This window comes from Streptomyces sp. V1I1 (assembly GCF_030817355.1).
Lineage (GTDB): Bacteria > Actinomycetota > Actinomycetes > Streptomycetales > Streptomycetaceae > Streptomyces.
Map to the genome: position 1 here is coordinate 5926309 of NZ_JAUSZH010000001.1, position 25824 is coordinate 5952132.

The following is a 25824-nucleotide window of genomic DNA, read 5'->3' on the forward strand; positions in this document are numbered from 1 at the left end:
CGGGGCTCCGCCCCGGACCCCGCTCCTCAATCGCCGGAGGGGCTGAATTTTCAGCCCCTCCGGCGATTGAGGACACGCCCGAAGGGCGTACTGGGGGTTCCCCACGCCCGCAGGGCGTAGGGGGGCGGGTCCGGGGGCTTGCCCCCGGTTACGGGAACGGGCGGGGTGGGGCCCCCGGTCACCCCCTAGTGCCTCCGCAGGCGCCCCGCCACCGCGTGGCCGACGAAGAGGTACACCACGGCGGCGAGGCCGTAGCCGGCGACGACTCGTGCCCATGCTTCGTCGAAGGTGAACAGGTCGTAGGACCAGCCGGCGAGCCAGCGGGCGGCATCCTGGACGAAGCCCACCAGGTCGTTGGCGCGGTTGGCGTCCAGCAGATACATCAGGATCCAGAGGCCGATGATGACGGCCATGACATCGGCAACGATCGTGACGACCGTCGCGGCCTGATTCGTTCCCTTGCGTTGACTGAGGCTCATACACTCCGGGTTGCCGCTTGTGAGCCTGTGAAACCCTTTCGGTCCCGCCCGAGGGCCGAGTCCCGGAGTCCCCGGGTCTTTTGGGTCTACGAGTTGAGCTCGGCCAGGACCCGGAGGGTGTGCGGGTCCGAGGCGGTCACCAGCAGGTCGGTGACCGGGCCCTTGCGCCACAGCTCCAGGCGTTCGGCGATCCGCTGCCGCGGTCCGACGAGTGAGATCTCGTCGGCGAAGGCGTCGGGGACGGCGAGTACGGCCTCCTCGCGGCGGCCGTCGGCGAACAGTTGCTGGATGCGCCCGGCCTCGGACGCGTATCCCATGCGCGCCATCAGGTCGGCGTGGAAGTTACGGGCCGCGTGGCCCATGCCGCCGATGTAGAAGCCGAGCATCGCCTTGACCGGGAGCAGCCCCTCGGCGACGTCGTCGCAGACCTTGGCGCGGGCCATCGGCGCGATCAGGAAGCCATCGGGCAGCTCGGTGAGGGAGGCCTCGTACACGTCCGTGCGCAGTGGCGACCAGTACAACGGGAGCCAGCCGTCGGCGATGCGCGTCGTCTGGGAGATGTTCTTCGGCCCTTCGGCGCCCAGCAGGACGGGCAGTGAGGCACGCAGCGGATGCGTGATGGGCTTGAGCGGTTTGCCCAGACCGCTGCCGTCCTCACCGGCGTACGGATGTGAGTGGAAGCGGCCCGCCAGCTCAACAGGGGCCTCGCGCCTGAGGACTTGGCGGATCACGTCCACGTACTCGCGGGTCGCCGTCAGCGGGCTCTTCGGGAAGGGGCGGCCGTACCAGCCCTCCACCACCTGCGGTCCCGACAGGCCGAGCCCGAGCATCATCCGGCCGCCGGAGAGATGGTCCAGGGTGAGCGCGTGCATCGCGGTGGCGGTGGGTGTGCGGGCGGCCATCTGGGCCACCGCTGTGCCGAGCCGGATACGGGAGGTGTGCGCCGCGATCCAGGTGAGGGGGGTGAAGGCGTCGGAGCCCCAGGCCTCCGCGGTCCACACGGAGTCGTAGCCGAGCCGTTCGGCCTCGCGGGCGAGTTCCAGATGGCCGGGGTCGGGGCCGCGGCCCCAGTAGCCGAGAGCAAGGCCGAGTCGCATACCGGGTCCCCTCCAGCGGTACGTTTCTGACGGGGCGTCAGGGTACGGCAACGGCCCCCCGCCCGGAAGGGCGAGGGGCCGTTGAACGACCGTGTGCGTCAGTCGCGCGCGTCAGCCGCGCTGGATACCCGAGGTGTCCTGCAGGACGCCACGGCGGCCGTCCTGCGTCTGGGCGATGAGGCCCGGACCGCGCTGCTCGACCGCGAGGTACCAGGTGCCCGGCGCGAGTTCGGCGATCGGGGTCGGTGAACCGTCCTCGCCGTACAGCGGACGGGCCACCGGAACCGCGAACCAGAACGGCGTGAAGTCGGCGGCGCCGCCGGCCTGCTGCGGCGCCGCCGGTGCCTGCTGCTGACCCGGCTGCGGCTGGGCGCCGTACGGCTGGGGCTGACCCGGCTGCGCACCGTAGGGCTGCTGCTGGGCGCCCGGGTAGCCGTAGCCGGCTCCGGGGACGCCCGGCTGCGCGCCGTACGGGGTCGCCGCGGGCTTCGGGGCGCCGATGAGGGCGGCCTGGAGGGCCGGGACGAGCGGAGTGGCGACCGCGGCGCCGACCAGCAACAGGCTCGCGATCAAGCCGAGGATGAGCGCACCGCCCGCGTCCTCCGCCTCGAACATCCACATGAGGATGACCCAGGCGGAAGCGGCGGTGAGCGCGACACCGAGCTGTCCGAGGTCCAGACCCGCGACCTTGCGGGGCTGGGGCAGCCCGCGGTTGACCACGATCAGCGCTGCGCCGACCACGCCGGGGAAGTAGCTGCCCCACCCCATCGGCGAGAACTCCCAGGTGTTCGGGACAGCGTCGCAGAGGGAGCCGGAGCAGTCGCTCGTGTTGAGGAACGAGGCGATGAACAGCAGGACCGCTGCTCCGATCACCACGCCGTCACCTCGGGTCAGGGAGCGGATGTTCACGTAAAAGTCCTTCGTCGGTCGTCTCATCGGGGGCGGTCGTCGCTGCCGCCGGTGTGGCGGTGTTCACGGCGCGGAGCTCGGGGGTGACTCCCCATCGTAGAGGTGAATCTATCGTCTGCCCGCTCCGGCCGTCTGCCGGGTATCGCACTGTTACCTCTGGAGGTAACTGCCGATCCCGTCCGCGATTCCCTGCGCCGCTTTCTGCCGCCAGCTCGAACTCTTCAGCAGGACGGCGTCTTTCGGGTCACGCATATTGCCGCATTCGATGAACACCTTGGGCACGGTGGACAGATTCAGGCCGCCGAGATCCTCGCGTACGTCCAACCCGGTGCCGCCGCCGACGTAGTTGGAGGGGGCGCTGCCGGTCGCGCGTACGAACTTTCCGGCGATCCGCTCGCCGAGGTCGCGGGACGGGGCGACAATCTTCGCGGTGTCCGCCGCACCGCCCTTGACCAGGGCGGGAAGGATGACGTGGAAGCCGCGGTTGCCGACGCCCGAGCCGTCCGCGTGGACGGAGACGACCGCGTCGGCCCCGGCCTTGTTGCCGATCCGCGCCCGTTCGTCCACGCAAGGACCGAACGGACGATCGTTGGTATGGGTGAATTTGACCGTTGCACCCTGCTTCTCGAGCAGCATGCGAAGACGTTGTGAAACATCGAAGGTGAATTCGGCTTCGGTGTAGCCGCCGTTGGTGGCAGTGCCCGTCGTGTCGCATTCCTTGCGATTGGTTCCGATATCCACGAGTTTATTGATTTCGCTCGTGTGCCGGAAATTTCCGGGGTTGTGCCCCGGGTCGACGACCACGACCTTGCCGGCCAGTGGCCCCGACGTGCTCCCTTTCGAGGGCGTGGGTGAGGGCGCGGCCGAAGCGGCGGGGGAGGGGGCGGACGGCGAAGGCAATGGGCCAGGTCCCGGCTTGCCGGCGGTGGTCTGCCGGCTCGGCACCGGCGGCACCTTCGGAGGCTCGTTGTCCTCCGGGCCGCCAATCGCCTTCCAGACCAGCCACCCCGCCAGGGCGGTCGGCACCAGCGCGGCGATCGCGATGGTCAGATTGCCGCGGCCGGTGCGGCGCGGACGGGTGGAGGGCTGGTTCTCGTCGTACGACACCCTCGCGATGCTAGCGGGACGGCTCAGATCCCCGGCCCTGTACGCCGCAGGACGCGCAGCGAGTCGGTCGCCGAGACCTCGGTGAACGCGCCGGACGCGAGTGCCCGGAGGTAGACGCGGTACGGGGCCTGGCCGGTCCACTCGTCGACCGGGTCGGGGAAGACGTCGTGGATCACCAGCAGGCCGCCGTCGGCGACGTGCGGCGCCCAGCCCTCATAGTCGCCGCCCGCGTGCTCGTCGGTGTGGCCGCCGTCTATGAACACCAGGCTGAGCGGTGTGCCCCAGACCCGCGCCACCTGCGGGGAGCGGCCGACGACCGCGATGACGTGCTCCTCCAGACCGGCCTTGTGCAGGGTCCGGCGGAAGGTGGGCAGCGTGTCCATGCGGCCGATCTCGGGGTCCACGGTCTCCGGGTCGTGGTAGTCCCAGCCCGGCTGCTGCTCCTCGCTGCCCCGGTGGTGGTCGACCGTGACGGCCGTCGTGCCCGCCTCGCGGGCGGCGTCGGCGAGCAGGATCGTCGAGCGCCCGCAGTACGTGCCGACCTCGAGCAGCGGCAGCCCGAGCGCGCCCGCCTCCGCCGCGGCCGCGTACAGGGCGAGCCCTTCCCCTACGGGCATGAAGCCCTTGGCCGCCTCGAAGGCGGCGAGGGTCTCCGGCTTGGGGGCGGCGGCCATGGTTCCTCCTGGTCGTACGGGGTGTCCGGCCGCCATCGTGCCTCACACGTCGCACTCGAACCACATCGTCTTGCCTCCGGGGAGCGGCACCGTGCCCCAGCGGTCGGTCACGGCCTCGACAAGGAGCAGCCCCCGCCCGCCCTCGTCGAGCTCGTCGCCTCTGCACTCGGGGCGCACCGGCCGGGGACAGTGCGGGTGCTCGTCGGAGACCTCGACCCGCAGTCCGTCCGGCCGTCGCAGGATGAGCAGCGTGCAGCGCCTGCCGGGCACATGCTGTACGACATTGGCGACCAGCTCGGTCAGGGCCAGCTCGGCGGCGTCGGTCGTTCCAGGCTCAGCTAGTGGATGGGCTGTTGCAGACGGAGGCGTACGCGCGGGCGGTGCTGGGCGTCCGGACCGACGAGAATCTCGACGCGAAGGTGGCTGCTCGGATGGAGCGGCAGCGCATTCTGGAGCGCGAGAACCCGCCACTGAGCTGGGTGGTGCTGAGCGAGGCCGTACTGCATCAGGAGATCGGCGGCCGGGACGTCATGCGGAATCAACTCGCCCACTTGTTGGGTCTGCGTGGGCGGGAGTGGGTGCAGGTGCAGATCCTGCCCTTTGAGGCGGGCGCCCATGCCGGGCTGCCGGGCTCGTTCACCGTCCTGCGATTCGAGGGCGACCCGGATCTCGTCTATACCGAGGACTTCGTCCAGGGCCATATGACGGCCAATCCGCAAGCTCTCAGGGAGGGTTCGCTCCGTTACGATCACTTGCAGGCCGCCGCGCTCTCCGAGGAGGATTCGGCGGCACTGATCGCCCGCGTAATGGAGGAACGTTATGGACACCATCCAGGACCTGACGGGCGCACGGTGGCGTAAGTCGTCGTACAGCTCCGACACCGGCGGCGCCTGCATCGAGTGCGCGCCGCTCGGTGCGACCACCTGGCGTAAGTCGACGTACAGCGGCGACACCGGCGGCCAGTGCGTCGAGGTCGCCCCCCAGCCCTGCCGTATCGCCGTCCGCGACTCCAAGAACCCCGACGGCCCCGCCCTTGCCGTCACCCCCGCCGCCTTCGCGGCCTTCGTCACGGCCGCCGCCGAGGGCGGCCTCTGAGAGGCCTGATCCGGCGTTGGACTCTGCGGAGGGCGCGCTGTGCACGCCCTCCGCTGTCCTAAATCACTTCTTCTTCTCCAGGCAGACCACATACGCCGTCAGGCTGGAGTTGTTTTCCTGGTGTGTCGCCGAGACGGCCCAGCCGGTCGCGCTGGTTCCGTTGGCGGCGGGGTCGCCGTTGGCGTCGATGGGGTACGAGTCCGTGAGGTAGGCGGTGGCAGCATCGGTGAAGTTGGTGAGGCCGCCGCCGCCAACCGCGGTCGCGTCGGTCGGGCACTGGACCCATGCGGTCACATTCTGGTTCGGAACCAGGGTCATGGGTTCGCCGACGTAGGTTTTCGCGACCACCTTGCCGTTCTTGTCGGATCCGTCCGTATCCGGATCGTCGGCCGCGTAGGCCGTGGACGCCATGCCAGTCGCGAGCATCATCGGGACGCTCGCCAGAGCGAGAACTATGGAGCGCTTCAACTCCAGACCTCCTGTCAGGGGTCGATACCCGATCCGCAATCTGTAGCGGATCGATCACCTAGTGTGTAGCTAAAGGCGTATATGGCCGATTTGCCATTGCGCGGGACCGAATGGGTGAGGGGGAGCTCTTCCGGTCGTGGTCGTCCTGGTGCCCGGCCCGCAGCCGCGACCATCGAACGCCGGAGAGCGGCCCCCGCGGCAACCAATCCGGTGCGGGCCTACCCCAAGAACCTCCTGATCTGACCTACCGTCAGATTGAAACGTGTTCTAGTCTGCCGCCCATGGGCATCGGAATTACGCAAGAGCAGCGGGAGTTGGCCCGGTCCGTCCGCGGCTGGCTCGGGCGTGCCGTGCCCCCCGCGGCCGTACGAAAGGTGCTCGACGCGACCAACGGCGGGGCCGGGGGACGGCCCGGCTACTGGGACGGTGCGGCCGAGCAGGGGCTGCTCGGGGTGCATCTGGCCGAGGAGCACGGCGGCGGGGGCGGGGCGATCCTCGATCTCGTCGTCGTCCTGGAGGAGACGGGCCGGGCCGCGCTGCCGGGGCCGTATCTGAGCAGCGTGCTCGCATCCGCCGTGCTGGCCCGCGCCGGCCGGGCCGATCTGGCGGCCGCGCTCGCGGGAGGGGAGCGCATCGCGGCCGTCGCGCTCGGTCCCGGGACGCTCACCGCCACCCGGACTCAGGACGGCTACCGGCTCGACGGCACCGCCCCGCCCGTCCTCGGCGCCGGGCACGCCGATCTGCTCGTACTCGAAACCCCGACAGGTTGGCTCGCGGTCGACGCGGATGCGTTCACCGTCCGCGTGCACGAGAGCGCCGACCCGACCCGGCCCACCGCCGAGGTCACCGCGCACGGCGTGACCGTGCCCCGGGACCGTGTGCTGGACATCGACACCGCTCTCGTACGGGACCTCGCCTGCGTGCTGTACGCGGCCGAAGCGTGCGGCACGGCTGCCTGGGCGCTGCACACCGCCACCGAGTACGCGAAGGTGCGCGAACAGTTCGGGCGGCCCATCGGGCAGTTCCAGGCGGTCAAGCATCTGTGCGCCGACATGCTGGTGCGCCTCGAGCAGGCGCGGGCACTGGCGTGGGACGCGGCACGCGCGGTGGACGCCGGTGCCGGCGTACGCGGCCTGGTGGCCTCGCTCGCCGCGGGAACCGCGCTGGACGCCGCGTACACCTGCGCCAAGGACTGCATCCAGGTGCTCGGCGGGATCGGCTTCACCTGGGAGCACGACGCGCATCTGTATCTGCGCCGGGCCCTGGTCGCGCGGCAGCTGCTGGGGCCCGGCGACAGCCACCGGCTGCGGGCGGTCCGGCTCGCGGCGGGCGGGGCGCGGCGCGAGCTGCGGCTGGAGTTGCCGGCGGAGGCGGAGACGTACCGGACACCGGCCCGGACGGCCGTAGAGGGGGTCCGGGGTCTCGACCCGGCCGCCGCCCGCCGTGCCCTCGCCCCCACCGGGTACGCCGCCCCGCACCTCCCGAAACCGTACGGCCTGGACGCCACGGCGGTCCAACAGCTCGTCGTGCAGGAGGAGTTACTGGCCGCCGGGGTGAAGGTGAGCGACCTCGGGATCGCGACCTGGGTGGTGCCTTCGCTCATCGCGTACGGGACCCCGGCCCAGCAGGAACGCTTCCTGCGGCCGACCCTGCGCGGCGAGGTGCTGTGGTGCCAGCTCTTCTCCGAACCCGGCGCCGGATCGGACCTGGCGAGCCTGAGCACGAAGGCCGAGCGGACCGAGGACGGCTGGCGGATCACCGGGCAGAAGGTGTGGACGAGCGCCGCGCTCCAGGCCGACTACGGGATCCTGCTCGCCCGCACCGACCCTGGCGCGCCCAAGCACAAAGGGCTCACCTACTTCGTCGTCGACATGAAGCGGACGGACGGCATCGACATCCGGCCGCTCAAGGAGATCACCGGGGAATCCCTCTTCAACGAGGTGTACTTCGACGGGGCGCTGCTCCCGCACGACGCCGTGGTCGGGCAGGTCGACGACGGCTGGAAAGTCGCCCGCAACACCCTTGGCAATGAACGCGTCCACATGGCCGATCAGTTGACCTTCGACACGGGTCTCGAAGCGCTGCTCGCGCGGGCGCCCGGTCTGGACGGCGCGTACCGCGTGCGCATCGGGGCGCTGGCCGCCGAGGCGCACGCCCTCGCCTGCATCGGTCTGCGGACCACCATGCAGCAGGTGTCCGGACTCGAACCGGGCGCGGGCGCGTCCGTGCGCAAGCTCGTCCAGACCGTCCACCAGCAGAAGATCGCGGAGCTCGCCCTCGAACTGCTCGGTCCCGAGGGCGCGTTGCGCGAAGGCGCGGGGGAGCGGGCCGTGCACGGCTTCCTCATGTCGCGCTGCCTCACCATCGCCGGCGGTACCACGCAGGTCCAGCTGAATGTCGTCGCCGAGCGCATCCTCGGCCTCCCGCGGGACTGAACGAGACTGCACAAGACTGAAGGGGACAGCATGAAGGCGTACATCGTCGGCGTCGGGATGACGAAGTTCGAGAAGCCCGAGTCGAGGGACTGGCAGTACTGGGACATGGCGAGGGAAGCGGGCGGCCAGGCGCTCGCGGACGCCGGGATCTCCTACGAGCAGGTGCAGCAGGTCCCGGTCGGCTACTGCTTCCAGACCTCGACGGCAGGCCAGCGGGCGGCGTACGAACTCGGTCTGACCGGCGTCCCCGTCTACAACGTGAACAACAACTGCGCGACCGGCGCGACCGCGTTGATGATGGCGCGGCAGTTCGTCGAGGGCGGCATCAGCGACTGCGTACTGGCGCTCGGCTTCGAGAAGATGACGCGCGGGGCCCTGGGGGAGGGCTCCGACGGCGGGGCGTTCGAGACCTCGCCGGTCGCGCGCCACTACGGCGTGATGGCGGCCGGGCACGGCTTCGAGATGTCCCCGCCCACCGCGCAGATCTTCGGGAACGCGGCGCGCGAGCACATGGAGCGGTACGGCACGACGGAGGCGCAGCTCGCCGCCGTCGGCGCCAAGAACCACAGGCACTCTGCGAGCAACCCCAACGCCCAGTTCCAGGACGCCTACTCGGTCGACGAGATCCTCGCCGCGAAGACGATCCACCGGCCGCTCACCAAGCTCCAGTGTTCGCCCACCTCCGACGGGTCGGCCGCCGCGGTCGTCGTCTCCGAGCGGTTCCTCGTCCAGCACGGGCTGCACGAGAATGCCGTGGAGATCGCGGCCCAGGCGATGACCACCGACACCGAGGAGTCCTTCGCCTCCGGCTCCTGCATCGACGTCGTCGGCAGGCCGATGTCGCGGGCGGCCGCCCGGCAGGTATTCGAGGACTCGGGGCTCGGCATCGAGGACGTCGACGTCATCGAGCTGCACGACTGCTTCTCCGTCAACGAGCTCCTCACCTACGAGGCGCTGGGCATGTGCGCGGACGGCGAGTCCGGGAAGCTGGTGGAGAGCGGGGCGACGACCTACGGCGGCCGGTGGGTGGTCAACCCCTCGGGCGGCCTGATCTCCAAGGGGCATCCGCTGGGCGCGACCGGGCTGGCCCAGGCCGCCGAGCTGGTGTGGCAGTTGAGGGGGGAGGCGGGCGCGCGGCAGGTGGCGGCCGCGCGGGTGGGGCTGGCGCACAACATCGGGCTCGGTGGGGCGGCGGTGGTCACGCTGCTGCGAAGGTCCTAGGTCCACGGGGCCGTGGCCAGTACATCGATGTCCGGATGTATGGGCCGCACGACGCCTGAGACCATGACGGTCATGGTTCACGCCCCGGACGCCGAAGGCACCGCAGAGCCCGCCGCACAGACAGCGATGTCCACCCGCGCCTCTCGCCCGATGCGTACCTGGGCGGTGATCCTCGCCGCGTGCGCCGGCCAGTTCCTCGTCGTCCTCGACGTATCCGTCGTCAACGTCGCACTGCCCTCGATGCGCGCCGATCTCGGGCTCTCCACCACGGGTCTGCAATGGGTCCTCAACGCGTACTCCATCGCCTTCGCCGGGTTCATGCTGCTCGGCGGGCGGGCCGCGGACATCTTCGGCCGCAAGCTGATGTTCCTCACCGGGCTCGGGCTGTTCACCGCCGCGTCCGTCGCGGGCGGGCTCGCCCAGGAGGGCTGGCAGCTGCTCGCGGCGCGGGCCGTGCAGGGCCTGGGCGCGGCGGTGCTCGCGCCGGCGACATTGACCATCGTGACGGCGGCCGTGCCGCCGGGCCGGGCCCGCACCCGGGCGATCGGTACCTGGACGGCTGTGGGCGCGGCGGGCGGCGCGGCCGGCGGACTCGTCGGCGGCGTCCTCACCGACCTGCTGTCCTGGCGCTGGGTGCTGCTGATCAACGTGCCGGTCGGTGCGCTGGTCCTGGTCTGCGCGGCCATCTGGCTCACCGAGAGCAGGGCCGGTGGGGGTACCTCCCACGCCGAAGGCCGTGGGGGAGGCCGCCGGCTCGACCTGCCGGGCGCGGTGCTGGTCACGGGCGGCCTCGCGGCGGTCGCGTACGGCATCGTGCAGACCGAGGAGTCGGGCTGGACCGCGCCCGGCACGCTGCTGCCGCTGCTCGGCGGGCTCGCGGTGCTGGCGCTCTTCGTGGTCGTGGAGGCGCGGACCGGCGCGCCGCTGATGCCCCTGAAGGTGTTCCGCTCGCGTGCGGTGTCCGCGGCGAATGTGGCCATGTTCGTCTGCGGTTCGGCGTCGTTCGCCATGTGGTTCTTCATGACGGTGTACGCGCAGAACGTGCTGGGCTACACGCCGTTGGAGGCGGGCCTGGCGGTCATCCCCAGCTCGGTCAGCGTCATCGTCGGCTCGAAGCTCGCGCCCCGCCTGATGGTGCGGGCCGACGCCAGGAATGTCGCGGCCATCGGCGCCCTGGTCGCCGCGACCGGGTTCGGCTGGCAGTCCACAATGACCGCCGAAGGCACCTACCTCACCACGATCCTCGGCCCCGGCATCCTCATGATGGCCGGCGCCGGACTGGCCGCGACCCCGCTCGCCTCGCTCGCCACCTCGGGCGCTGCGCCGGGTGACGCGGGCCTCGTCTCGGGCCTGGTCAACACCTCCCGCACGATGGGCGGCGCGCTGGGCCTGGCGGTCCTCTCCACGGTCGCGGCGGCCCGCACCGCGGGCGGCACCGACCCGGAGGCGCTGACCGCCGGTTACGCGCTGGCGTTCCGTACGGGGACGGGGCTGCTGCTGGTGGCGGCGGTGCTGATGCTGTTGTGGTTGCCGCGGAGGGTGGAGCCGTAACTGGGGCTCCGCCCCAGGCCCCCGGTACGGCCTTCGGCCGTGTCTTCAGTCCCCCCGGACTTCGTCCGGGGGGACCCCCAACGGGCTTGATTCTCAAGCCTCGCCGGCGATTGAGGCGCGCGGGCCGGGGCGGAACCCCGATTCGGGATGGGGGTACCTCCCACGGCCGCCAGGCCGTAGGGGGAGGGCGGGGTGGGGAACAAGCCCGCCGCGGGCGCCTACAGCCAGCCCTGCTGACGCGCCGCCCGCACCGCCTCCATGCGGTTGCGTGTGCCCGTCTTGCCGATCGCCGACGACAGATAGTTCCGTACGGTCGACTCGGACAGATGCAGCGCCGCCGCGATGTCGGAGACCGTCGCACCGTCCACCGACGCGTTCAGCACATCCCGCTCGCGGGCGGTGAGCGGACTCGGCCCGGCGCTCAGTGCGGCGGCGAGCGCCGGGTCGATCACGGTCTCACCCGTCAGCACCCGCCGGATCGCCGAGGCCAGCTCCTCCACCGGCCCGTCCTTGACCAGAAACCCCGCGGCCCCCGCTTCCATCGCCCGGCGCAGATAGCCCGGCCGCCCGAAGGTGGTGAGGATCAGCACCCGGCAGTCGGGCACTTCGTCCCGCAGATCGGCGGCTGCGTCCAGCCCGCTGCGGCCGGGAAGTTCGATGTCCAGCAGGGCCACATCGGGCCGTGAGGTGAGCGCCGCATCGACAACGGCGTCGCCCCTGCCGACCTGGGCGACCACCTCGATGTCCGCCTCAAGGCCGAGCAGCAGCGCGAGCGCGCCGCGCATCATGCCCTGGTCCTCGGCGAGAAGGACGCGTACGGACTTGGCGGGCCGGTGGTCACGGGGCATCTCTTCCACGGCGCAAGGGTATGGCGGACCGATCGCCCAGGCACTGCTCAGCCGGGCGCACCGGCTCCGCGTCCCGCACCGCCTCCACCGGGAGTTCCGCGCTCAGCCGGAAGCCGCCCCGGGCGACGGGCCCGCCACCAGTGAGCCGCTGGCCGCCGAGAGGCGCTCGCGAAGACCTTTCAGCCCGCTGCCGGGTAGCCGATCGCCAGAGCGCAGGTGATCGCGGTCATCGCGACCAGCAGCCAGATCGTGGCGGGCGCTTCCCGCTTCTCCTTCACGAAGGCGCGGAAAACCACGCTGATGTAGAGGGAGTTGAAGGCCAGCAGGCCGATGCCGCCGACCCACGGGTTCGGGGTCTTGCCCTGCACCAGGTTGGCGAAGGCGCCCATGCCCATCAGCAGCCACGGCAGCAGGGCGTAGCCGGGCGGGCCCACCCCCTCCGGCGGCCGTGCGGTCTTCTTAAGTTTCAGCACCGCTCCGCTCCATGGCTCACCGGTCCTCGCGGACCGACGGTACGAGACCTGCGCTGTCTGCGTCTGCGTCTGCGTCATGTGGATCACGCTACGGAGCGGGCACAGGGCTCCGGCAGATGCGCATGTACGCACTCGGCAGTGACAAATGTCCCGCCTGCACAGCCACTTCTGACATGGCGTCAGCAGTCTTCACAAGTAATGGGGGCTGCGTTATACATAGGGCCACCGACTCCTAGAACGCGTTCTAGAACGGGCCAGGGGCCGGTCCCGTACGACCTCGGTGCGGCCGACGGTGCGGACGGCCGCGCCGAGGTCTTCCACTCATCAAGGAGCAGCATCCTCATGCCCATTGATGCCGCCAAGGCCGTCGCCGCCGAGCCCCGCAGCGCCGAGATCGGCTGGGACCACAAGGACATCCAGCTCTACCACCTCGGCCTCGGCGCGGGCATCCCCGCCACCGACCCCGACGAGCTGCGCTACACCCTCGAGTCGAAGCTGCATGTGCTGCCCAGCTTCGCCACCGTCGCGGGCGCGGGCAAGGGCGTCATCGGCGGGCTCACCGGACCCGGCCTCGACATCAATCCGGCATCCGTACTGCACGGCGGGCAGACCATCCGGGTCCACCGGGCGATCCCGGTCACGGGCAGAGCCGTGTCGACCTCGCGGATCGCGGCCGTCTACGACAAGGGCAAGGCCGCGATCCTCGTCCTGCGCACCGAAGCGGCCGACGACGAGGGCCCGCTGTGGACGAGCGACGCCCAGATCTTCGTACGCGGAGAAGGCGGCTTCGGCGGCGACCGCGGCCCATCCGTCCGCCTCGAACTCCCGCCCCGCGAGCCGGACAAGGTGGTGGAGAAGGCCATCCGCGAGGACCAGGCGCTCCTCTACCGGCTCTCCGGCGACTGGAACCCGCTGCACGCCGACCCCGAGTTCGCCAAGCTCGCCGGCTTCGACCGGCCCATCCTGCACGGGCTCTGCTCGTACGGAATGGCGCTCAAGACGGTCGTCCACACGGTGCTCGGCGGGGACGTCGGCCGTGTCCGCTCGTACACCACACGCTTCGCCGGGGTGGTCTTCCCCGGCGAGACCCTGCGTATCCGGATGTGGGCCGGAGGCAGCCGGGTGCACGTATCGGTGACGGCCGTCGAGCGGGACGACGCGCCGGTCCTCGCCGACACCATCGTCGAACACGCATAGCCATCCGTACGAGAGGAGCCGCACCGTGCGCGCAGCCGTACTGCACGAGATAGGTCAGGACAAACTCGAAGTCCTCGACGACGTCGAGGCGGTGGGCTTCGGCCCCGGCAAGGTCAAGATCCGGGTCCGGGCCACCGGGCTGTGCCACTCGGACATCTCCGCGATGAACGGCGTGCTGCCGCAGCCCGCGCCCTTCATCCCCGGGCACGAGGGCGCAGGCGAGATCATCGACATCGGCGACGGTGTGAGCGGCCTGAGCCAGGGCGACCGGGTGCTGCTGTGCTGGCTGCCCGCCTGCGGTGTCTGTCCCGCCTGCAAGCGAGGCCAGACCCAGCTCTGTCTCGCGGGCTTCATGAACGCCGGCACCCCCAACTTCAAGCGCCCCGGCGGCAGCCCCTCTGATGTATTCGGCTTCGCCGGCACCGGAACCTTCGCCGAGGAGGTCGTCGTCGACGCGGGCTGCGCCGTGCCGATCCCCGACGATGTTCCCTTCGACATCGCCGCGCTGATCGGCTGTGGCGTCACCACGGGCCTCGGCGCCGCCATCAACACCGCTGATGTGGCGGCCGGTTCCTCGGTCGCCGTCATCGGCTGCGGCGGGGTCGGCATCTCGGCGATCCAGGGCGCGCGGCTCAAGGGCGCGGCCCAGATCGTCGCCGTCGACCCGGTCGCCTCGCGGCGCGAAGCCGCGCTCAGGTTCGGCGCCACCGAGGCCGTCTCGCCCGACGAACTGGCCGACGCCAAGCAGCGCGTCACCGCCGGCGAGGGTTTCGACTACGTCTTCGAGGTCGTCGGCAAGTCCGCCACCGCGCGCACGGCGTACGAGACGACCCGGCGCGGCGGCACCCTGTGCGTCGTCGGCGCGGGTGCCATGGACGACTTCCTCCAGCTCAACATGTTCGAGCTGTTCTTCGACGAGAAGCGGATCCTGCCGTCGATGTACGGGGGCGGCGACGTGCTCACCTCGTACGAACGGGCCATCGCCCTGTGGCGGGCGGGCCGTATCGACCTCGAAGGGCTGATCACCCACCGGGTGCGGCTCGCCGAGATCAATGACGCCCTGGCCCAGATGCGTACGGGCGAGGCGCTGCGCACCTGCATCGAGATCTGAAAGGGCTTTGATGTCACTGCCACTTGAGGGCCTGTCCGCGATCGTCACCGGGGCAGGCCGCGGCCTCGGGCGCGCCGAAGCACTCGAACTCGCCCGCCTCGGCGCGAGCGTCGTCGTCAACGACTACGGCCGGCCGGGCCGGGACGGCTCGGGCGAGGCGTCGGCGACCCCGGCGGAGGAGGTCGCCGAGGAGATCCGTACGACGGGCGGCTCCGCCACTGCCCACCATGGCGACGTCTCCGACTTCGCCCAGGCCCGCGGCCTGGTCGGGCTGGCCGTCTCCACGTACGGAAAGCTGGACATCCTGGTCAACAACGCGGGCATCCTGCGCGACCGGATGGTCTTCTCGATGAGCGAGAGCGAGTGGGACTCGGTGATCCGGGTCCACCTCAAGGGGCACTTCAACACCACCCACTTCGCGTCGGTGCACTGGCGCGAGCGTTCCAAGGCATCCGGAGCGCCGGTCTACGGGCGGATCGTCAACACCTCCTCGGAGGCGTTCCTCGCGGGCTCGGCGGGTCAGCCGAACTACGCGGCGGCCAAGGGCGGCATCGTCGGCCTGACCACCTCCACGGCGCTGGCGCTCGCCAAGTACGGGGTCACGGCCAATGTGATCTGCCCGCGCGCCAGGACCCGGATGACGCAGGACGTGTTCGCCGGCTTCGCGGAACCGGCGGACGGCGGGCTCGACCCGCTGGCGCCGGAGCATGTGTCGCCGCTGGTGGGCTATCTGGCCTCGCCCGCGGCATCGAAGGTCAACGGGCAGCTGCTGGTCGTGCACGGCGGGATGGTGGCGATCGTCGAACGCCCCAGGGTGGCGGTGAAGTTCGACACGTCGAAGGAGGCGTTCTCGTACGACGAACTGGATGCGGTGCTGACCCCGCATTACGCGGACCGCCCGGGGAACGAGACGTTCGCGGCGGCGGAGGTACTGGGCCTGAAGCGGGGCTGACCGGGGCCGTCCGGTTAGCCGGTTTGTCCTCAAACGCCGGACGGGCTGGATTCCCTGGCCCCTTGGGGGTCCCCCCGGACGAAGTCTGGGGGAGTTTGAGGAGCGGGGTCTGGGGCGGAGCCCCAGGAACCCGCGTCAGGCGCCGCGCATCCCCTCCGGACGCCGGTGCCTGCCGTGCCCCGGCGTCGCGGACTCCTCCGTCGTCGCCGCACCGCCCCGGTGCTTTCCGGCGCCGCCGGCTTCGGCCCGGCCTGCGGCCGCAGGCCGCGGGCGCTCCTGGGCCGTGTCGGTTCGGGCTTCAGACATGTGGGAAGTCACCCCGTTGTGATCGCTGATTACGTGTCGCAGGGCACCCCGGCCGCACCTGCGAACCCCGTCACCGTCGGCGTCCGGTCGGTGCGGCTGCGTAGCCCCGGCCCGAGAGTTTAACCAGGGGCCCCGCCGCCGGTGAGAGGCGCCTGCTGCAAAGGAACAGGCTTGTACACGATAGGAGTCCCGGTATCCCAGGACGGTTCCCCACCAGGCCATTCCGATTGTGCTGGTCCTGTGATCACCTTCGTATCCGTGATCGCATCCGGTACGAGCGCGTCCGCCGGCCCGTCGATCCGCGCCATCCCGCACGGCACCGCCCTGGTCGCGTACGGGAGTTGCAGCACGCCCTCCCGGCTCCACAGGCCGGCTCCCGCCAACCATCCCTCGGGCGCGGCCAGTTGATGCAGCCGCCGTCCTGACGGGCGCCACACCCCCAGCCAGGTCCCCGCCGCGCCGTCGATGCGCAGCGCCACCGCGCAGCTCTCCGGCATCAGCACCTGCCCGGGCTGTACGGCGAACGGCGTCACCGCGCAGTCCGCCAGCCGCAGGCACTCGGGGAAGCGGACCGGCCGCAGGCTCCCCAGCACGCCCCAGCCGAGCCGGTCGTGGCCCGGCGCGTTCGAGCGGATCAGCAGCAGGCCGCTGTCCGTGTCGGCCAGCAGCAGCCGGTCGTCGCTGTCATCCGTGATCTGAAGCAGCGGCGTCACCTCCCCGCCCCGCTCCAGATTGACCACCACCGCCTTCACCGGGCCGCCGGCCAGCTGTCGGTCCAGGGCCAGTATCCGCCCCTCACGGTCCAGCCAGACCCCGCCGGAGCAGCGGCCCGGCACCTCGGCGACAGGCTCGGGGCCGAACGCCCCGCCCGCCACCAGCCAGACCACGGTCGACTCGGCGCCGGGTGCCAGGGCGTACGCCCTCCTGCCGTCCGGCGCGGGCGGAAGCAGCCGCAGCTCCGCCGACTCGACGGCGCCGAGCGGCAGTTCACCCGTCCCCGGCCCGGTCGGATACAGCAGCGAGAAGGCGTGCCGTCCCGCCACCCGCCGCCGGATCAGCACCCGTCCGTCGGCCAGCGGCAGCACCTCGGCTTCGCGCTCCTCGGGCTGGTCCAGCGGCAGCGGCACGGCGTACGGCTCGGGCCCGAGCGTCCACCGCTCCGGGAACAGGGCCTCACGGCCCCCCGCCAGCCGGGCCGCGTATGCGCCGTCCGCGGTGATCGTGATCCCCGTACGCCCCACCGCCCCGTCCTCCGTGGCGGTCTCGATGGCACAGGCTGTCATCGGCGCATCACCTCCGGTAACCGAAGCTAGGTATCGCACTTCCTGCCGAACAACACGTGACTCACCACTTCACACATATGGGTGGCCCTGCCCGGATTCTCCTGAGAGGGAGGGGGCGAGTGTGCTCAGCGGGATGGCAGTGGATAAAGTTAGGGCCCCCTAAGTACTGGATCAGGAGCACGTCATGTCCCTACGCCGCCGCGGCACCGCCGCCGCAGTCGCCCTTGCCGCCGCGCTCTCCCTCACCGCCTGCGGCAGCCAGGACGGCGGGGACAAGGGCTCCGCCGGCAAGGCTGACGACGGCGGCAAGAAGGCCGTCGCGCAGGGCGGCAAGGGCTTCGGCGACGCGGCGGCGAAGACCGCGGCGATGGGCACCGACGCCAAGCCCGGCCAGTTCCCGCGCACCGTCACCCACGCGCTGGGCAAGACGGAGCTCAAGACCGCGCCCAAGCGGGTCGTGGTCCTCGACGTCGGCGAGCTGGACAACGTCGCCTCGCTGGGCGTCAAGCCCGTCGGCTACGCCCCCACCGAGGGCGACGAGGGCGTCCCCGGCTACCTGAAGCAGGAAGCCGGCAGTCCCAAGAACGTCGGCACGATCAACAACCTCAACCTCGAGGCGATCGCCGCCCTCAAGCCCGACCTGATCCTCGGCAGCCAGCTGCGCGCCGCCGACAAGTACAAGGAGCTGTCCACGATCGCTCCGACCGTCTTCTCCATCCGTCCGGGCTTCACCTGGAAGGAGAACTACCTCCTCAACGCCGCGGCCCTGGACAAGACCGCCGAGGCGAAGGCGAAGCTCGACGCGTACGAGAAGAAGGCCAGGCAGCTCGGCACGGACGTCGGCGCCAAGAACGCCAGGAAGCCGACCGTCTCGATGGTCCGCTACATGCCGGGCAAGATCCGTCTCTACGCCCAGGCGTCCTTCATCGGCACCATCCTCAAGGACTCCGGCCTGCCGCGGCCCGCGAACCAGCAGGTCGAGGACCTCGCCGTGGAGATCAGCCCCGAGAAGATCGACTCCGCGGACGCCGACTGGATCTTCACCGGTGTCTACGGCGACCCCAAGACAACCAAGCGCGACTCCGCCCGGTCCAACCCGCTGTGGAAGAACCTCAAGGCGGTCAAGGCCGGCCAGGCCAAGGACGTCCCGGACGAGACCTGGTACCTCGGCCTTGGCGTCACCGCCGCGGACAAGGTGCTCGACGACCTCCGGGGCTTCCTGGCCAAGTGACCAGCGCAGGCCGCAGGGGCACGGAGGACAGGTAGCCTTTCCCTCGTGCCCCGTCTGTCTGAAGTACTCGCCGCGCTCGACGCCCTGTGGCCCGCCGAGCGGGCCGAACAGTGGGACGCCGTCGGCACGGTGTGCGGCGACCCGGACGCCGGGATCAGCCGTGTGCTGTTCGCCGTCGACCCCGTTCAGGAGATCGCCGACGAGGCGATCGAACTCGGCGCCCAGCTGATCATCACGCACCACCCGCTCTATCTGCGCGGTACGACGACCGTCGCGGCCTCCACCTTCAAGGGCCGCGTCGTGCACACCCTGATCAAGCACGACATCGCCCTGCATGTCGCGCACACCAACGCCGACACCGCCGACCCCGGAGTCTCCGACGCCCTCGCGGGCGCGCTCGACCTGCGGGTCGTACGCCCGCTGGTGCCGGATACGACGGACCCGCACGGTCGCCGCGGCCTCGGCCGGATCTGTGAACTCGACCACCCCGAGACGCTCGGCGAGTTCGCCGCGCGCGCCGCCAAGCGCCTGCCCGTCACCGCGCAGGGCATCCGCATCGCGGGCGACCCGGACGCCGTGGTCCGTACGGTCGCGGTCAGCGGCGGCTCCGGCGACAGCCTCTTCGACGTCGTACGGGCCGCGGGCGTGGACGCGTTCCTCACCGCCGATCTGCGCCACCACCCCGCGTCCGAGGCGGTGCAGCAATCACCGCTGGGACTGGTCGACGCCGCCCACTGGGCCACCGAGTGGCCCTGGTGCGAGCAGGCCGCGGCCCAGCTCGACGAGATTTCCGACCGGCACGGCTGGGGCCTTCGGGTCCACGTCTCGCACACGGTCACCGACCCCTGGTCCTCCCACCATTCTTCTGGAGCCCCCAACTGAACGCCTCGCCCGCCGACCAGATCAGACTTCTCGACGTCCAGGCCCTGGACGTACGACTGTCGCAGCTCGCCCACAAGCGCAAGTCGCTGCCCGAGCACGCCGAGATCGAGTCGCTCAGCAAGGACCTCACGCAGCTGCGCGACCTGCTGGTCGCCGCGCAGACCGAGGAGAGCGACACCGCCCGCGAGCAGACCAAGGCGGAGCAGGACGTCGACCAGGTGCGCCAGCGCGCCGTCCGCGACCAGCAGCGCCTCGACTCGGGCGCGGCCACCTCGCCCAAGGACCTGGAGAACCTGCAGCGCGAGATCGTCTCGCTCGCCAAGCGCCAGGGCGACCTGGAGGACGTCGTCCTCGAGGTCATGGAGCGCCGTGAGTCCGTGCAGGAACGTGTCGCCGAGCTGACCGGACGGGTCTCCTCGGTCCAGGCCAAGCTCGACGACGCGATCGCGCGCCGCGACGCCGCGCAGGAGGAGATCGACGGCGAGGTCGCCTCGATCACCAAGGAGCGCGAAGTCGTGTCGGGCTCCGTGCCGGCGGATCTCCTCAAGCTGTACGAGAAGCTGCGCGTCCAGCAGGGCGGGGTGGGCGCGGCACGCCTCTACCAGCGCCGCTGCGAGGGCTGCCAGCTGGAGCTGAACATCACCGAGGTGAACGAGGTCAAGGCGGCGTCTCCGGACACGGTGCTGCGCTGCGAGAACTGCCGCCGGATCCTGATCCGTACCGCTGAATCGGGGCTGTAGTGCGGGAGTTCGTCGTCGAGGCGGACGGCGGCTCGCGGGGAAATCCGGGCCCCGCCGGATACGGTGCGGTCGTGCTCGACCCGAAGACGGGGGAGACGCTCGCCGAGACCGCGGAGTACATCGGCGTCGCGACGAACAACGTCGCCGAGTACAAGGGCCTGGTGGCGGGGCTGAAGGCGGCGAAGGCCCTCGACCCCGATGCGTCGATCCGGGTCCGGATGGACTCCAAGCTGGTCGTCGAGCAGATGTCGGGCCGCTGGAAGATCAAGCACCCGGACATGAAGCCGCTGGCGGCGGAGGCGGCGCGCGTCTTTCCTGCTTCTCAGGTCACGTACGAGTGGATCCCGCGCGAGAGGAACAAGCACGCGGACCGGCTGGCCAACGAGGCGATGGACGCGGGCAAGAAGGGCAAGCAGTGGGAGCCCTCGCGCTCCACGGCGGAGCTCGACGCACGCGACGCGCAGGCGGCGAGGGTGGTCGGCGACGCGACGGCGGGCGCGGCGCGGGCGAGGGCGGCGCTGAGCGGGGCGACGGGTGCGGCCGAGGGTGAATCCGGCGTTGCGGCGGTCACGGTCCGTTCCGAGCCGGTGGCCGGAGCCTCGGGGGTCGGCGAAGCCGCGCCGACCGCACCGCCCGTCGGGTGGGGCCCCGCCGACCTCGGCGCACCCGCCACCTTTGTGCTGCTCCGCCACGGCGAGACCCCCCTGACCCCCGAGAAGCGTTTCTCGGGCAGCGGCGGCAGCGACCCTTCGCTCTCCCCCGCGGGCCTGCGCCAGGCCGAGGCGGTCGCGGCCGCCCTCGCGGCGCGCGGCACCATCCAGGAGATCGTCAGCTCCCCCCTCAAGCGCTGCCGCGAGACCGCGGAGACCGTTGCGGCCCGGCTGAGCCTCGACGTCCGCATCGAGGACGGCCTGCGCGAGACGGACTTCGGCGCCTGGGAGGGCCTGACGTTCGCGGAGGTCCGCGAGCGGTACGGCGACGACCTCACCGCCTGGCTCGCCTCGGCGAAGTTCGCCCCGACGGGTGGCGGAGAGAGCTTTGCGACGGTGGCGCGCCGGGTCGCGGCGACCCGCGACAAGCTGATCGCCCGGTACGAGGGCCGCACGGTCCTGCTGGTCACCCATGTCACGCCCATCAAGACCCTGGTCCGACTGGCGCTGGGAGCCCCGCCGGAGTCGCTGTTCCGGATGGAACTCGCCACCGCCTCGGTCTCGGCGGTGGCGTACTACGGGGACGGCAACGCATCGCTGCGCCTGCTGAACGACACGTCGCACCTGCGCTGACGCGATGACCTGGCAGCTGACCGAAGACGTCGAGGAGTTCCGCCGGGCCGTCGGCGCCTACCTGGCGCGCGACCCCGTCGGCAGCACCGCCCTGCTCACCGTCAGTGAGACCGTGCGGCGGCACGGGCCGCATGCGTACGGGGACGCGTCACCCGCCCGGTTCGGATGGTGGCGGGACGGGGACGGGGGCGACGTGGCGGGTGCGTTCGTGCAGACGCCGCCGCGGCCGCCCCTGCTCGGGCCGATGGCCGAGCCGCTCGCCCGCGAGCTGGCGCGGATGCTGCGGGCCGCCGGGATCGGGCTCAGCGGTGTGAAGGGCGGTGAGGCACACGCGTACGCCTTCGCCGACGAGTGGGCGGGCGCGCACGGCTGGAGCGTCGACGTACGGCTGCGGCTATTCCGGCTCGGCGGCCTGACGCCGCGGCAGCCGGCGCCGCAGGGTGTCGCGCGCCGGGCCGACGCCGCCGACGTGCCGCTGGCCGCCGCCTGGATGCGCGCCTTCGCCGCCGACATCGGTGATTCCTCCGGCGCGGACCAGACCGAGAACGTCTCCCGCCGCATCGCCGACGGCTGCCTGTACCTGTGGGAGACGGACGGGCAGCCCGTGTCCATGGCCGCCCGTTCCCCGCTGCTGGCCGGGCAGTCCCGGGTCTCGCCCGTCTACACCCCGTCCGAGCTGCGCGGACGGGGATACGCCGGTGCGGTCACCGCCGCCGTGAGCCGCGACGCGCTCGACGCCGGGGCCGAACAGGTCCTGCTCTTCGCGGACTTGGCCAACCCCACCAGCAACGCCCTGTACCAGCGCCTCGGTTACCGCCCGCTCGCGGGCTTCGTGGACCTCGACTTCAGCTGACCCGGCCGCGCAGCGCGGCGGCCCCGGCCGCCAGTGTCTCGACCCCCGCCCAGTCCTTGGCCGCGATCGCGTCCGCCGGCAGCATCCACGTACCGCCGACGCAGCCCACGTTCCTCAGCGCCAGATACGAGGGCGCGGAGGCGAGCGAGATCCCGCCCGTCGGGCAGAAGCGGGCCTGAGGCAGCGGACCCGCAAGGGACTTGAGGTACGCCGTGCCGCCCGCCGCCTCGGCCGGGAAGAACTTCATCTCGCTCACGCCGCGCTCCAGCAGCGCCACGACCTCCGAGGTCGTCGAGACCCCGGGCAGGAACGGCACCCCCGACGCCTTCATCGCGTCCAGCAGCCGGTCCGTCCACCCGGGGCTCACCAGAAACCGCGCCCCGGCCGTCACCGCGGCATCGACACCGTCCGCCGAGATCACCGTGCCCGCGCCCACCACCGCGTCCGGCACCTCGGCCGCGATCGCGCGGATCGCGTCCAGCGCGGCCGGTGTCCGCAGCGTCACCTCGATCGCGGGCAGACCGCCCGCGACCAGGGCACGCGCGAGCGGTACGGCATCGGCGGCGTCGTCGATGACGACGACGGGGACGACCGGCGCGAGGTCGAGCACGGTGGGCAGGGCGGAGGTGGTCATGCCGTCATCCTGCCCGTCGCGCGCAGTATGCGCAAAGGTCATTGCGTATGCTGCAACGCCGCCGTATCGCTCAGTGGATCTGGTTCACCACCACATCCAGCGCCCATGCCTTCCCGGCCCTGCCCGGCGCCTGCGCCTCCACCACGTACCCCAGATCCCGCAGCGCCTCCACCAGCTCGCCAGCACCCGCCGGCTTGGCGCCCGCGGTCAGCAGGTCCCGTACCAGCCGACCCTTCGTCGCCTTGTTGAAGTGGCTGACCACCGACCGCTTCTCCACCCCGTCGACCATCTGCGAGTGCATCACCCGCACCGTCGCCGTACGCCCCGCCACCTCGCCCTTCGGCTTCCACGCCGCCGCATACGCGGAGGACCGCAGATCGAGTACGAGCCCGTCACCGGCGGCCTCCGGCATGGCGGACGCCATGGGCTCGCGCCAGTACGCCCCGAGCGCGCCCAGCCCCGGCAGCTTCACCCCCATCGAGCAGCGGTACGACGGAATCCGGTCGCCGACCCGCACCGCGCCCCACAGCCCCGAGAAGACCAGCAGCGACTTCCGGGCCCGGCGCCGCGCGTCCGGCTCCAGGGTCGCGAGGCCCAGCGCGTCGTAGAGCACACCCGTGTAGATCTCCCCGGCCGGCCGGGTCCCCGCGGTCCGCAGCTCCACGTTCTTCGCGATCTCGCCGCGCAGGCCCTCGCTCAGGCCGAGTACTTCCCGCGCCTTCTCCTCGTCGGCGGCGCACAGTTCGACCAGTTCGTCCAGCACCGCGGCGCGCGCCCCGGCAAGGCCCGGCAGCGACAGCGACTCCGACTTCAGCGGAGCCCCGCGCCCGGAAGCGGCCTTACCCTCCGACGGCGGCAACAGCACGAGCACGGCAAGTCTCCTTCGTACGTACGGGGGCGGGGGGTGCGGCGCCCCCGCGCCAGCGTACGGGGTGCCAAGGTCCCCACCCCGTCCTAGGCTCGGTCCATGCCCCGCCGTCATGTGCACACCACCGGCGCAGCCGAGGATCCCCTGCGGGTCGCCCTCCGGGAGCTGCGTACGACGCTCGGCATGCCGGAGGGCTTCCCGCCCGAGGTCCTCGGGGAAGCGGAGTCGGCCGCCAGGGCCCCGCGCCTGCCCGATCACGACGCCACCGACATCCCGTTCTTCACCGTCGACCCGCCGGCTTCCGTCGATCTCGACCAGGCGATGCACCTCGCCCGCCGGGGCAACGGCTTCCGGATCCACTACGCGATCGCCGACGTCGCCGCCTTCGTCGCGCCCGGCGGCGCGCTGGACGCCGAGGCGCACCGCCGCGTGCAGACCCTCTACTTTCCGGACGAGAAGATCCCGCTTCATCCGGCCGTGCTCTCCGAGGGCGCGGCCAGTCTGCTGCCCGGTCACAACGCACCCGCGCTGCTCTGGCAGTTCGACCTCGACGCAGAGGGCCGCGGGATCGCGACCGAGCTGCGGCGGGCCCTCGTACGCAGCCGGGCCAAGCTCGACTACGCCACGGTCCAGCGGCAGATCGACGCGGGTACCGCGGAGGAGCCGGTGGCGCTGCTCAAGGACATCGGACTGCTGAGGGAACGGCTGGAGATCGAGCGCGGCGGGATCTCGCTCAAAGTCCCCGAGCAGGAGATCGTGAAGCGGGACGGCACGTACGCCCTCACATACCGTGCCCCGCTTCCCGCCGACGGCTGGAACGCCCAGATCTCCCTGCTTACGGGCATGGCCGCGGCCGACATCATGATCGCGGCCGGCACCGGCATCCTGCGTACCCTGCCCACCGCGCCGGGCGGCGCGGTGGCGCGACTGCGCCGCTCGGCCGAGGCCCTGCGGATCGACTGGCCGCACCACGTCTCGTACGCGGAGCTGGTCCGCTCCCTCGACCCGAACAACCCCCGCCATGCCGCCTTCCTGCAGGACTGCACCACCCTGCTGCGGGGCGCGGGCTACAGCGCCTTCACAGGCGGCGAGCTGCCCTCGCCCGCGGTCCATGCGGCTGTGGCCGACGAGTACACGCACTGCACCGCGCCGCTGCGACGGCTCGTCGACCGGTACGCGGGCGAACTGTGCGTGGCGGCGGTGGCGGGTCAGGAGCCGCCGGACTGGGCCGTGGCCGCGCTCGACGTGCTGCCGAAGGAGATGGCGGAGGGCTCGAAGCGCGCCAACACGGTGGAGCGGGAGTGTGTCGACATCGCAGAGGCTGCGTTGCTGAAGGAGCGGATCGGCGATGTCTTCGACGCGTTCGTGGTGGACGTGAAGGAGCACGAACCGGCCGTCGGCACGGTCCATTTGGAGGACCCGGCGGTGGTGGCGAGGATCGAGGGCGGCGAGGCGAAGCTGCCCCTGGGGGAGCGGCTGCGGGTCCGGCTCACGCAGGCGGACCCGGGGTCGGCGAAGGTGCTGTTCGCGCCTGCGTGAGCTCGGCCGGGCCGGGACGGATCCGCTCGGGGGCGGAGCCTGGTCGACCGGCACCGTGAGCTTGGCCCAGGCCTGCCAGGTAGCATGGTCACCACGGCAGACGAGCCGGGCGGACGGCCGCGTGGAGATCTTCCGATCTCCTCGAGGAACGTCCGGGCTCCACAGGGCAAGGTGGTGGGTAACGCCCACCCGGGGTGACCCGCGGGACAGTGCCACAGAAAACAGACCGCCGGGGACCTCGGTCCTCGGTAAGGGTGAAACGGTGGTGTAAGAGACCACCAGCGCCTGGGGTGACCCAGGCGGCTAGGTAAACCCCACCTGGAGCAAGGTCAAGAGGGGTCGCGGTAGAACGCGGCCCTGCGCGGACGTTCGAGGGCTGCCCGCCCGAGTCCGCGGGTAGACCGCACGAGGCCGGCGGCAACGTCGGTCCTAGATGGATGGCCGTCTCCCCGGCCGCCGCGAGGTGACCGGGTGACAGAACCCGGCGTACAGCCTGACTCGTCTGCCGTCACCTGCGGTTTTGTATCAAAAAGGGCCTCTGACCTGCGTCGGAGGCCCTTTCTGATCTTTCGGCGACTTGCCGCGTTA

The 25824-nt window shown here is 71.4% G+C and carries 26 protein-coding genes, 1 other RNA gene and 1 pseudogene; 15 read left to right on the forward strand and 13 right to left on the reverse strand.

Going from position 1 to position 25824, the window contains the following annotated elements; translation table 11 throughout:
- Positions 1-185: 185 nt before the first annotated feature.
- The 6 genes from QFZ67_RS27740 to QFZ67_RS39175 all read right to left on the reverse strand — a co-directional run bounded on the left by QFZ67_RS27740 (position 186) and on the right by QFZ67_RS39175 (position 4575).
- The gene (locus QFZ67_RS27740) at positions 186-479 is read right to left on the reverse strand and encodes a hypothetical protein (RefSeq protein WP_307663779.1); all 294 of its coding nucleotides are present in this window, start codon (positions 477-479) and stop codon (positions 186-188) included.
- Positions 480-565: 86 nt separating this feature from the next.
- Positions 566-1576: an LLM class F420-dependent oxidoreductase gene (locus QFZ67_RS27745; protein WP_307663780.1), complete on the reverse strand. Its 1011-nt coding sequence runs from the start codon at positions 1574-1576 to the stop codon at positions 566-568.
- A gap of 111 nt (positions 1577-1687) precedes the next feature.
- Entirely contained in the window at positions 1688-2485 is a 798-nt protein-coding gene (locus QFZ67_RS27750) for a hypothetical protein (RefSeq protein ID WP_307663781.1), read from the reverse strand.
- Positions 2486-2635: 150 nt separating this feature from the next.
- Complete coding sequence (locus QFZ67_RS27755) at positions 2636-3601, reverse strand: N-acetylmuramoyl-L-alanine amidase (RefSeq protein ID WP_373430248.1); 966 nt, start codon at positions 3599-3601, stop codon at positions 2636-2638.
- A 14-nt stretch (positions 3602-3615) separates the two neighbouring features.
- On the reverse strand, positions 3616-4266 hold the full coding sequence (locus QFZ67_RS27760; protein ID WP_307663783.1) for a class I SAM-dependent methyltransferase: 651 nt from the start codon (positions 4264-4266) through the stop codon (positions 3616-3618).
- 42 nt (positions 4267-4308) lie between these two features.
- Positions 4309-4575 carry an ATP-binding protein gene (locus QFZ67_RS39175; protein WP_373430249.1) on the reverse strand — a complete coding sequence of 89 codons (267 nt, stop codon included), beginning with the start codon at positions 4573-4575 and terminating at the stop codon, positions 4309-4311.
- Between the two features lie 14 nt (positions 4576-4589).
- On the opposite strand from QFZ67_RS39175, the pseudogene QFZ67_RS27770 reads away from it, so the two are divergent.
- Together QFZ67_RS27770 and QFZ67_RS27775 are read left to right on the forward strand one after the other, a co-directional pair.
- Positions 4590-5126: pseudogene (locus QFZ67_RS27770) on the forward strand (DUF5753 domain-containing protein); the annotation flags it as partial.
- The gene (locus QFZ67_RS27775) at positions 5086-5361 is read left to right on the forward strand and encodes a DUF397 domain-containing protein (protein WP_307663786.1); all 276 of its coding nucleotides are present in this window, start codon (positions 5086-5088) and stop codon (positions 5359-5361) included. The pseudogene QFZ67_RS27770 and the gene QFZ67_RS27775, both read left to right, overlap by 41 nt.
- Before the next feature lie 63 nt (positions 5362-5424).
- On the opposite strand, the gene QFZ67_RS27780 is transcribed toward QFZ67_RS27775, so the two are convergent.
- Entirely contained in the window at positions 5425-5829 is a 405-nt protein-coding gene (locus QFZ67_RS27780) for a hypothetical protein (protein WP_307663787.1), read from the reverse strand.
- A 281-nt stretch (positions 5830-6110) separates the two neighbouring features.
- Between QFZ67_RS27780 and QFZ67_RS27785 the strand changes: the two genes are divergently transcribed.
- The 3 genes from QFZ67_RS27785 to QFZ67_RS27795 all read left to right on the forward strand — a co-directional run bounded on the left by QFZ67_RS27785 (position 6111) and on the right by QFZ67_RS27795 (position 11036).
- The gene (locus tag QFZ67_RS27785; RefSeq protein WP_307663788.1) at positions 6111-8264 is read left to right on the forward strand and encodes an acyl-CoA dehydrogenase; all 2154 of its coding nucleotides are present in this window, start codon (positions 6111-6113) and stop codon (positions 8262-8264) included.
- 30 nt (positions 8265-8294) lie between these two features.
- Positions 8295-9485 carry a lipid-transfer protein gene (locus QFZ67_RS27790; RefSeq protein ID WP_307663789.1) on the forward strand — a complete coding sequence of 397 codons (1191 nt, stop codon included), beginning with the start codon at positions 8295-8297 and terminating at the stop codon, positions 9483-9485.
- Positions 9486-9548: 63 nt separating this feature from the next.
- Entirely contained in the window at positions 9549-11036 is a 1488-nt protein-coding gene (locus tag QFZ67_RS27795; protein ID WP_373430134.1) for an MFS transporter, read from the forward strand.
- Between the two features lie 218 nt (positions 11037-11254).
- Here QFZ67_RS27795 and QFZ67_RS27800 read toward each other — a convergent pair whose 3' ends face one another.
- Both QFZ67_RS27800 and QFZ67_RS27805 read right to left on the reverse strand, forming a co-directional pair.
- Positions 11255-11884, reverse strand: coding sequence for a response regulator transcription factor (locus tag QFZ67_RS27800; RefSeq protein ID WP_307665992.1), 630 nt, complete (start codon positions 11882-11884; stop codon positions 11255-11257).
- A gap of 179 nt (positions 11885-12063) precedes the next feature.
- Positions 12064-12435 carry a hypothetical protein gene (locus tag QFZ67_RS27805; protein ID WP_373430135.1) on the reverse strand — a complete coding sequence of 124 codons (372 nt, stop codon included), beginning with the start codon at positions 12433-12435 and terminating at the stop codon, positions 12064-12066.
- Positions 12436-12699: 264 nt separating this feature from the next.
- Between QFZ67_RS27805 and QFZ67_RS27810 the strand changes: the two genes are divergently transcribed.
- From QFZ67_RS27810 to QFZ67_RS27820, 3 genes are read left to right on the forward strand one after another with little or no spacing between them, the layout of a single operon-like run.
- A complete protein-coding gene (locus tag QFZ67_RS27810) occupies positions 12700-13554 on the forward strand; it encodes a MaoC/PaaZ C-terminal domain-containing protein (protein ID WP_307663790.1) in 855 nt (284 codons plus the stop codon).
- Positions 13555-13579: 25 nt separating this feature from the next.
- Positions 13580-14665, forward strand: a complete 1086-nt coding sequence (locus tag QFZ67_RS27815; protein ID WP_307663791.1) for a Zn-dependent alcohol dehydrogenase — start codon at positions 13580-13582, stop codon at positions 14663-14665.
- Between the two features lie 10 nt (positions 14666-14675).
- On the forward strand, positions 14676-15617 hold the full coding sequence (locus QFZ67_RS27820; RefSeq protein ID WP_307663792.1) for a 3-oxoacyl-ACP reductase: 942 nt from the start codon (positions 14676-14678) through the stop codon (positions 15615-15617).
- Between the two features lie 135 nt (positions 15618-15752).
- Here QFZ67_RS27820 and QFZ67_RS27825 read toward each other — a convergent pair whose 3' ends face one another.
- On the reverse strand, positions 15753-15923 hold the full coding sequence (locus QFZ67_RS27825; RefSeq protein ID WP_307663793.1) for a hypothetical protein: 171 nt from the start codon (positions 15921-15923) through the stop codon (positions 15753-15755).
- Positions 15924-16042: 119 nt separating this feature from the next.
- A complete protein-coding gene (locus QFZ67_RS27830; RefSeq protein ID WP_307663794.1) occupies positions 16043-17206 on the reverse strand; it encodes a hypothetical protein in 1164 nt (387 codons plus the stop codon).
- A gap of 184 nt (positions 17207-17390) precedes the next feature.
- On the opposite strand from QFZ67_RS27830, the gene QFZ67_RS27835 reads away from it, so the two are divergent.
- The 5 genes from QFZ67_RS27835 to QFZ67_RS27855 are packed head-to-tail and all read left to right on the forward strand — an operon-like array spanning position 17391 to position 22195.
- Complete coding sequence (locus tag QFZ67_RS27835; RefSeq protein ID WP_307663795.1) at positions 17391-18437, forward strand: ABC transporter substrate-binding protein; 1047 nt, start codon at positions 17391-17393, stop codon at positions 18435-18437.
- Between the two features lie 45 nt (positions 18438-18482).
- Positions 18483-19319: a Nif3-like dinuclear metal center hexameric protein gene (locus QFZ67_RS27840; protein WP_307663796.1), complete on the forward strand. Its 837-nt coding sequence runs from the start codon at positions 18483-18485 to the stop codon at positions 19317-19319.
- Positions 19316-20059 carry a zinc ribbon domain-containing protein gene (locus QFZ67_RS27845; protein WP_307665993.1) on the forward strand — a complete coding sequence of 248 codons (744 nt, stop codon included), beginning with the start codon at positions 19316-19318 and terminating at the stop codon, positions 20057-20059. Before QFZ67_RS27840 ends, QFZ67_RS27845 begins: the two co-directional genes overlap by 4 nt.
- Complete coding sequence (locus QFZ67_RS27850) at positions 20059-21342, forward strand: bifunctional RNase H/acid phosphatase (RefSeq protein ID WP_307663797.1); 1284 nt, start codon at positions 20059-20061, stop codon at positions 21340-21342. Before QFZ67_RS27845 ends, QFZ67_RS27850 begins: the two co-directional genes overlap by 1 nt.
- Positions 21343-21346: 4 nt before the next feature.
- A complete protein-coding gene (locus QFZ67_RS27855; RefSeq protein ID WP_307663798.1) occupies positions 21347-22195 on the forward strand; it encodes a GNAT family N-acetyltransferase in 849 nt (282 codons plus the stop codon).
- Here the strand turns inward: QFZ67_RS27855 and eda are convergent.
- Both eda and yaaA read right to left on the reverse strand, forming a co-directional pair.
- Positions 22188-22829 carry a bifunctional 4-hydroxy-2-oxoglutarate aldolase/2-dehydro-3-deoxy-phosphogluconate aldolase gene (gene eda, locus QFZ67_RS27860; RefSeq protein WP_307663799.1) on the reverse strand — a complete coding sequence of 214 codons (642 nt, stop codon included), beginning with the start codon at positions 22827-22829 and terminating at the stop codon, positions 22188-22190. The two genes, QFZ67_RS27855 and eda, sit on opposite strands and share 8 nt — an antisense overlap.
- A gap of 70 nt (positions 22830-22899) precedes the next feature.
- Positions 22900-23700 carry a peroxide stress protein YaaA gene (gene yaaA / locus QFZ67_RS27865; RefSeq protein ID WP_307663800.1) on the reverse strand — a complete coding sequence of 267 codons (801 nt, stop codon included), beginning with the start codon at positions 23698-23700 and terminating at the stop codon, positions 22900-22902.
- Positions 23701-23796: 96 nt separating this feature from the next.
- On the opposite strand from yaaA, the gene QFZ67_RS27870 reads away from it, so the two are divergent.
- Together QFZ67_RS27870 and rnpB are read left to right on the forward strand one after the other, a co-directional pair.
- A complete protein-coding gene (locus tag QFZ67_RS27870) occupies positions 23797-25236 on the forward strand; it encodes an RNB domain-containing ribonuclease (RefSeq protein WP_307663801.1) in 1440 nt (479 codons plus the stop codon).
- A 101-nt stretch (positions 25237-25337) separates the two neighbouring features.
- Positions 25338-25741, forward strand: an RNA gene (gene rnpB / locus QFZ67_RS27875) — RNase P RNA component class A.
- Positions 25742-25824 lie beyond the last annotated feature (83 nt).